Below are 7,278 nucleotides of genomic sequence, written 5' to 3'. Positions count from 1 at the left end.
GCCCTGGCCGGGCGGGGACCTTGCTCAAGAACTGCTGGATTCAGTGCTGGAGTCAGTGGGAGGGCTCGGTGGTCGGGCCGCCGGGGGTGCGCCCCGGGTTGGAGCCCTCGGCAGCCGCGGACTCGTTGTAGATGTCCGGCTCCAGGTAGATGACGCGGGCGATCGGGACCGCGGCGCGGATGCGGTCCTCGGCGGCGTTGATCGCGGTCGCGACCTCGGCAGCGGTGTTGTCGTGCTGGACGGCGATCTTGGCAGCGACGAGGAGTTCCTCGGGACCGAGGTGGAGCGTACGCATGTGGATGATGCGGGTGACGGTGTCGCCGTCGACGACCGCGGCCTTGATCTTGTCGACGTCCTCGGTGCCGGCGGCCTCGCCGAGCAGGAGGGACTTGGTCTCGGCCGCGAGAACGATGGCGATCACGATCAGCAGGATGCCGATGCAGAGGGTGCCGATGCCGTCCCAGACGCCGTCGCCGGTCGCGAGGGCCAGGCAGACGCCGCCGAGGGCGAGGACCAGGCCGACCAGGGCGCCGAGGTCTTCGAGGAGCACGACGGGGAGCTCCGGGGCCTTGGCGCGGCGGATGAACTGCTTCCAGGAGAGCGTGCCGCGCGTCTGGTTGGACTCCTTGATGGCCGTGCGGAAGGAGAAGCTCTCGGCGATGATCGCGAAGACGAGGACGCCGACCGGCCAGTACCAGGCCTCGATGGCGTGCGGCTCCTTGATCTTCTCGTAGCCCTCGTAGATGGCGAACATGCCACCGACGGAGAAGAGCACGATGGAGACCAGGAAGGCGTAGATGTACCGTTCGCGGCCGTAGCCGAAGGGGTGTTCCGGGGTGGCTTCGCGCTTGGCCTTCTTGCCGCCGAGGAGGAGCAGGCCCTGATTGCCGGAGTCTGCCAGCGAGTGGACGCTCTCGGCGAGCATCGAGGACGAGCCGCTGAAGAGGAACGCCACGAACTTGGAGACGGCGATCGCGAGGTTGGCGGCGAGGGCCGCCACGATTGCCTTGGTTCCGCCTGACGCGCTCATGGGTGCAGGGGTCCTTCCTGGATGGCCTGGATGTCCTGTGACGTCCTGGATGCTGCGGCCCGAGCGCCGCGGTGCGTACGGCCGCACATTGTTGCAGCTTGCCGGGGCGAAGGGGGCTGCTGGTGCGTCAGGCGATCACGGTGGCGCGGAATACCGTGCCGGCTCCGGACAGTTCGGTCTTTTCACCTGCCGGTACGAAGACGGACCGGCCGGGGCTGAGGCTCAGGTCGCCCGCTCGGGGAGTGCCGGCCGTGCAGAGGAGGATCTGCGGTGCGCCCTCCGCGAGGTGAACCGGAGCAGCGCCTTCCGCGAGTACGTAGCGGGAGAGCCGGAACTCGTCGATCGGGGTCTCGTACAGCTCTTCGCCGTCGGAGGACGCCTCGGGGCGCAGGATGCCGGGATCGGTGGCCTCGAAGCGGACGATGCGCAGGAGCTCGGGGACGTCGACGTGCTTGGGGGTGAGACCGCAGCGGAGCACGTTGTCCGAGTTCGCCATGATCTCCACGCCCAGGCCGTCGAGGTAGGCGTGCGGGACGCCGGCGCCGAGGAACATGGCTTCGCCGGGCTGGAGCTGGACGTGGTTGAGGAGGATCGCCGCGAGGACGCCGGGGTCGCCCGGGAAGTGGTGGGCGATGGCGGCGTACGCCGCGTGGGCGGCTGCTTCCCGGGGCGGGGTGGCGGGGTCGGCGGCCAGGCGCTCGGCGGCGGCGGCCGTCTCTGTGACGGTGGCGGCGATTTCCGTGCGGTCGGCGGTGAGGACGGCGGTGAGGACCTCACGGAGCGCTGCTTCTTCGGGGTGGGCGCGGAGCAGGTCGGCATAGGGCTTGAGGGAGTCGACGCCGAGGGATTCGAGAGTTTTGGCCGCTTCGGCGGGAACTCGGAAACCGCACAGACCGTTGAACTTGGTGAGCGCGCAGATCAGTTCGGGCTTGTGGTTGGCGTCCTTGTAGTTGCGGTCCGGGGCGTCGATCGGGACCTGGCGTCGTTCCTCGTCGGCGTACCCCTCCTGCGCCTGGGCGAGGTTCGGGTGGACCTGGACCGAGAGCGGTGCTCCGGCGGCCAGCAGTTTGAGGAGGAACGGCAGTCGCGGGCCGAACTTCTTCACCGCGGCGGGGCCCAGCTCGGTTTCGGGGTCGGCGGCGATGACGTCGGAGAGTGCGTGGGTCTCCGGGGTCGGCAGCGACGGGGCCGGGCCTGTCGGGTCCGGGTGGGGCTGAGAGCGCTCGCCGGAGGCCGGTGCGCGGTCGATGCGGGACGGCGCGCCCGGGTGGGCGCCCATCCAGAGTTCGGCCTGCGGTTCGCCGGTGGGCTCGGTGCCGAACAGTTCCGGGATGGCGGTCACGGAGCCCCAGGCGTAGGGGCGCACGGTATTGGCGAGGCGGTCCATGGTGGCTCTTTCCGGTCCGGGGCGGCCGTGGGGCGGAGTCAGTCCGTGAAGGGAGAAGTCAGGAGGGCGCATGGGTGGAGCGCGGTAAGTCGCGGAGCGGGGTCAGGGGCGGCGCGGGGTCGGTGCTGGGGTGTATCAGTCGGAAGGGGGTGCGAATGCGGCGAGAGCGAGATAGGCGGTCGCGAAGTCGGTGACGGCGAGGAGTTCGGCGAGGCCTTCCAGCTCGTTGCCCTCTTCGGGTTCGAGCTCGCTGAGAGCCGTGCCGTGACCGAGTGCGAGCTCGCGGGCCGCCGGGGCTGCGGTGAGGCCGCCGGTGGGACGGTCGCGCAGCAGCACGACGCGGGCGCGGAGCGCCTGCGGTTCGTCCACGCGGTCCCGGAAGAATTCGCCCGGGTCGGCTCCGGCGGCGTACGCACCGGTGAGCAGCATGCCGTGGGCGGGCAGGGCCTCGGGGAGTTCGGCGGCGAGGGCGGGCCGGCCGGCCAGTTCGGCGAGGACGGCGGCGAACCGGCGGCCGGCCGGGCCTGCGAGGGCGCCCTCCGTCCAGACGAGCGGGAGCGAGTCGGCGAGTTCGGCGGCGAGGGTCTTGGCCGGGTTGCTGTACGTGGCGATGGCGGGGCCGCAGCGTTCGGCGGTCTGGTCGAGGCGGTCGGCGACGAGCTGGAGCGTCTCCGGGGGCGCGGACAGCAGGCCGAGCCGGTCGAGGAGGACCAGGAGCGGGGTGAGCAGCGCCCAGAGCGGGCCGGGGCCCGCGGTGGTGCCCGCGTCGTACTCCTCGTACGGAGCGGTCGCCATCGGGACGACCAGGCCGTGCACTCCGCCGACGGACTCGCTGAGCGGGGAGCGTTGGGGGGCCACCGCGACGACCGTGCAGCCACGACGGTAGGCCTGCTCGGCGAGGAGGGCGAGGCCTGGTTCGGCGCCGTCCGTCGTCACGAGCAGGAGAAGGTCGACGGAGCCCGCCCAGCCGGGGAGCGTCCAGCGCAGGGCGCCGGCCGCGGGGGCGACACCGGTCGGGTGCAGGCTCGTCACCGGGCAGGAGGCTCCGGCGAGCGCGGTCAGCAGGTCGGCCACTCCGGTGGCGGCGACGCCGGGGCCCGCGATCAGTACGGCGCGGGGGCGGCCCTCCGGCTTGAGACCGGCCAGGCCCGCCTCGGTGGCGTGCCGGGCTGCGGTGCGTACCCGGGCTCCGGCCTCGGCCGCGCCGCGGAGGAGACCGCGGTGGTCGGCACGGGCCAGAGCTTCCGGGGCGTCTAGCAGCGACTCGTCGAGCATGGGGTGAAGCCTCCGATCGCCTTGCGCGGACTGGGACTTGACTTGCGGGACGAGTGCCCGGGTGGTGGGTTCGGCGGTCTTGCGGTGCCGCCGGAGGGACGGGCGTTGGCCGCCGGGGCCTGGCGGCTGGCGGCTGGCGGCTGGCGGCTGGCGGCTGGCGGCTGGCCGACGATCCGAGGGCGGGGCGTGCTGCCGGGGCAGCGTTCCGGTCAGGCCGGGCGGCGGGCCTCGTCGACGAGGAGGACCGGGATGCCGTCCCGGACCGGGTAGGCGAGCCCGCAGTCCTTGCTGGTGCAGATCAGCTCCGGGGTGTCCGCGGCCGTCTCGTCGCCGAGGGGGGCGTGGCAGGCCGGGCAGGCGAGGATCTCCAGGAGGCCGGCTTCGAGCGGCATGGGGTGGTCCCTTCAGACATGCGGATTGGGCGAGGTCAGCGTACCGCCGGTGGGGTGGGGCTTGCCGGACGGTGTGAGGGAGGCGGCCCTCGGGAGGGCGGGGTGGAGCGGGTGCAGCGGGGCGTCTTGTGGGGAGCCGGGTGGTGGGGCAGGGCGCGGGGCGTCTCGTGGGGCGGTCGGGCGCGGGGTGGTGGGATGCGGGGCAGTCGGGCGGTGGACGGTGGGATGCGGGGCGGTCGGGCGGTGGGTGGTGGGTGGTGGGTGGTGGGTGGTGGCGAGGGTGTGCGGTCGGGAGGGGGCGTGCTCCGCGTGGGGGCCGCCCCCTTGCCCACCCGTTCCGTCCCAGGGGGCGGCCCCTGTGCCCAAGGAGACGGCGGTGGCGGTGGTGGTGGGTGTGTGGCGTTGGGGGCCGGGGGGGTTAGGAGCGGATCAGGGTCAGGATTTGGTTGCGGATCTTTTGCATGGTGGGTTCGTCGCGGGCTTCGACGTTCAGGCGGAGCAGAGGCTCCGTGTTCGAGGCGCGGAGGTTGAACCACCAGTCGGTGGCGGAGACGGTCAGGCCGTCGAGGTGGTCGAGGGTGACGTCGTCGCGGCCGGCGAAGGCGGCGGAGACCGCTGCCGTGCTGGCGGCCTGGTCCTCGACGGTGGAGTTGATCTCGCCGGAGCCGACGTAGCGGTCGTACGAGGAGAGGAGGGCGGAGAGGGGGGTGGGCTGACCGCCCAGGGCCGACAGGACGTGGAGGGCGGCGAGCATGCCCGTGTCCGCGTTCCAGAAGTCCTTGAAGTAGTAGTGCGCGGAGTGCTCGCCGCCGAAGATCGCGCCGGAGGCGGCCATTTCGGCCTTGATGAAGGAGTGGCCGACACGGGTGCGGACGGGGGTGCCGCCGTGCTCGCGAACGACTTCCGGGACCGACCAGGAAGTGATCAGGTTGTGGATGACCGTGCCGCTGCCGCCGTTGCGGGCGAGCTCGCGGGCGGCGACCAGAGCGGTGACGGCGGAGGGGGACACGCCTTCGCCGCGCTCGTCGACGACGAAGCAGCGGTCCGCGTCGCCGTCGAAGGCGAGGCCGAGGTCGGCGCCCTCGGCGAGGACCCGGGCCTGGAGGTCGACGATGTTCTTCGGGTCGAGCGGGTTCGCCTCGTGGTTCGGGAACGTGCCGTCCAGCTCGAAGTACATGGGGATGAGGGTGACGGGGAGGGCCTCGAAGACGGTGGGGACCGTGTGGCCGCCCATGCCGTTGCCCGCGTCGACGACGACCTTGAGGGGGCGGATCGAGGAGAGGTCGACGAGAGAGAGGAGGTGGGCCGCGTAGTCCGTCAACGTGTCGTGCCGCGTGAGGGTTCCCGGGGTGGGGGAAGGAGCGGGTGCTCCGGATTCCGACCACTCCTCGACCAGGGCGCGGATCTCCGCGAGGCCGGTGTCCTGGCCGACCGGGGCGGCGCCCGCGCGGCACATCTTGATGCCGTTGTACTGCGCCGGGTTGTGCGAGGCGGTGAACATCGCGCCCGGCAGGTTCAGTGCGCCCGAGGCGTAGTAGAGCTGGTCCGTCGAGCAGAGGCCGATCTCGGTGACGTCCGCGCCGCGTGCTGCCGCGCCGCGTGCGAAGGCGCGCGCGAGGCCGGGCGACGAGGGGCGCATGTCGTGGCCGACGGCGATCGCGTCGCCTCCCGTGACCTGTACGAAGGCGGCTCCGAACAGTTCCGCGAGGTCTTCGTCCCACTGGTCCGGGACCACCCCACGTACGTCGTACGCCTTCACGATCTGTGACAGATCAGCAGCCACGGCCACCCCTCCTGGAAGTCCTGTTCGGTCGCCCCAAACTACCCGTTCGGGGGGTCTGTGGACCGTACGTTGACTTCTCCCGGGGCCCCTATTCGGGAGAGCGGAGCACCCTCAAGTGGCCGCGGCGGGCGGCGGAGGGGGACGCGGGATTCGCCGTGCGCGCGCTGTTGGCGTCGGGGTCGGCGGGGCGTTCGTGCGGCCTGGCGGCCTCACGGACCGCGTTGGCGAGGGCTTCGAGGTCGTCGCCGCTGGGCCGGGCCGGGGCGGAGCCGTCGGAGAGGCGCAGCACGTCCCAGCCGCGGGGCGCGGTCAGCCGGTCCGAGTGCTCGGCACACAGGTCGTAGCAGTGGGGCTCGGCATAGGTGGCGAGCGGACCGAGGACTGCGGTCGAATCCGCGTAGACGTACGTCAGTGTCGCGACGGCAGGACGACCGCACGCGGTGCGCGAACAGCGACGTACAGGGCTCACGACGTTGGACGGTACCGCACTCTTGAACGGGCCGCGACGACTCTCCCCCGGCCTCACCCCACCGTGTCGTCCGCCGACCCCTGTCAGGCCCGTCCCCCGGGCGGCGGGCCTGACCTGCGGGGAGACCGGGGCCGGCAAGGGAGCGCCGGTTCCGTTTCGGTCTCCGATGACGACAAAGGAGGTCAATCAGGGTGAGTCGTGCGGTCATTGAGGGGCGTGAAAACGAGCCCGTACTTGGCTGAAATGATCATTCGGTGCCATGCGGAGTGCCCGGCCGGGAGCCGGATCACCGTGCGGCCGGGAGAGCTACGCTGCGTCAGTGATGGACAGTTCCGGACCGCCCCGTTCTCCCGAGTCGCTCCCCGTCGGGCCCCGCCCTGCCGATCCGCATCCCGCGGGCCGCACCGGGCCGCGCAGGCGCGACCGCCACGGCCGCGGCATGCGCGGCCCCGTGGCGCCGCCCCAGGTGCCGCTCTCGTCCAGCAGGGCGGAGGCCTTCGGCGATCTCGTACAGGACTCCGTGGAGCGGCTGGAGCGGCGCTGGCCGCAGCTCGCCGAGGTCGACTTCCTGGTGCTCGACGTGCCGCCCGCGGGCGGCCCGGACGGGCCCGACGGGTGGACGGACGAGCCGGTGCCGCTCGGTGGGGTGCTGTCGGCCGAGGAGGGCCGTCCCGCGCGCGTGGTGGTGTACCGGCGGCCGGTGGAGATCCGTACCAAGAGCCGGGACGAGCGGGCGCTGCTGGTGCACGAGATCGTCGTGGAGCAGGTCGCGGAACTGCTGGGGCTGGCGCCCGAGTCCGTGGACCCGCGGTACGGGCAGGACTGACGCGGACCGCTCCTGACCGTGCTGGTACGGCCAGACGCACGGACGGGGCCTGTACGGACAGAAGCACGGACGGGCAGGCGGACTTTGTGCGTAAGGCCCTCCACCCGGGGTGGAGG

At 72.3% G+C, this 7,278-nt stretch carries 7 protein-coding genes; 1 reads left to right on the top strand and 6 read right to left on the bottom strand.

All coding sequences use genetic code 11. From position 1 onward, the window contains the following. Positions 1-52 precede the first annotated feature (52 nt). From ACWGIG_RS35285 to ACWGIG_RS35260, 6 genes are all read right to left on the bottom strand, one after another. Entirely contained in the window at positions 53-1,030 is a 978-nt protein-coding gene (locus tag ACWGIG_RS35285; RefSeq protein WP_453325787.1) for a cation diffusion facilitator family transporter, read from the bottom strand. Positions 1,031-1,157: 127 nt separating this feature from the next. Further along, positions 1,158-2,417, bottom strand: coding sequence for a mannose-6-phosphate isomerase, class I (gene manA / locus ACWGIG_RS35280; RefSeq protein WP_453325786.1), 1,260 nt, complete (start codon positions 2,415-2,417; stop codon positions 1,158-1,160). A 135-nt stretch (positions 2,418-2,552) separates the two neighbouring features. Next, entirely contained in the window at positions 2,553-3,692 is a 1,140-nt protein-coding gene (locus ACWGIG_RS35275; protein ID WP_453325785.1) for an SIS domain-containing protein, read from the bottom strand. Positions 3,693-3,901: 209 nt separating this feature from the next. Next, positions 3,902-4,084 (bottom strand): Trm112 family protein, encoded by a 183-nt coding sequence (locus tag ACWGIG_RS35270; protein ID WP_362418180.1) that lies wholly within the window; start codon positions 4,082-4,084, stop codon positions 3,902-3,904. A 418-nt stretch (positions 4,085-4,502) separates the two neighbouring features. Then, positions 4,503-5,867, bottom strand: a complete 1,365-nt coding sequence (locus ACWGIG_RS35265; protein WP_453325784.1) for a phosphomannomutase/phosphoglucomutase — start codon at positions 5,865-5,867, stop codon at positions 4,503-4,505. 88 nt (positions 5,868-5,955) lie between these two features. Next, entirely contained in the window at positions 5,956-6,393 is a 438-nt protein-coding gene (locus ACWGIG_RS35260; protein ID WP_453325783.1) for a DUF3499 domain-containing protein, read from the bottom strand. Between the two features lie 265 nt (positions 6,394-6,658). Here ACWGIG_RS35260 and ACWGIG_RS35255 point away from each other — a divergent pair, with 265 nt between their 5' ends. Continuing rightward, entirely contained in the window at positions 6,659-7,162 is a 504-nt protein-coding gene (locus ACWGIG_RS35255) for a metallopeptidase family protein (protein WP_453325782.1), read from the top strand. The last annotated feature ends 116 nt before the right edge of the window (positions 7,163-7,278 follow it).

The organism is Streptomyces sp. NPDC054863 (genome assembly GCF_053610825.1).
This window is presented reverse-complemented; position numbering and strand designations above follow the sequence as displayed.

What these genes read in the sequence shown, in the direction of transcription:
- manA (WP_453325786.1), bottom strand. Translation starts at nt 2,417, where the DNA reads ATGGACCGCCTCGCCAATACCGTGCGCCCCTACGCCTGGGGCTCCGTG.
- ACWGIG_RS35275 (WP_453325785.1), bottom strand. Translation starts at nt 3,692, where the DNA reads ATGCTCGACGAGTCGCTGCTAGACGCCCCGGAAGCTCTGGCCCGTGCC.
- ACWGIG_RS35255 (WP_453325782.1), top strand. Translation starts at nt 6,659, where the DNA reads ATGGACAGTTCCGGACCGCCCCGTTCTCCCGAGTCGCTCCCCGTCGGG.
- ACWGIG_RS35270 (WP_362418180.1), bottom strand. Translation starts at nt 4,084, where the DNA reads ATGCCGCTCGAAGCCGGCCTCCTGGAGATCCTCGCCTGCCCGGCCTGC.
- ACWGIG_RS35285 (WP_453325787.1), bottom strand. Translation starts at nt 1,030, where the DNA reads ATGAGCGCGTCAGGCGGAACCAAGGCAATCGTGGCGGCCCTCGCCGCC.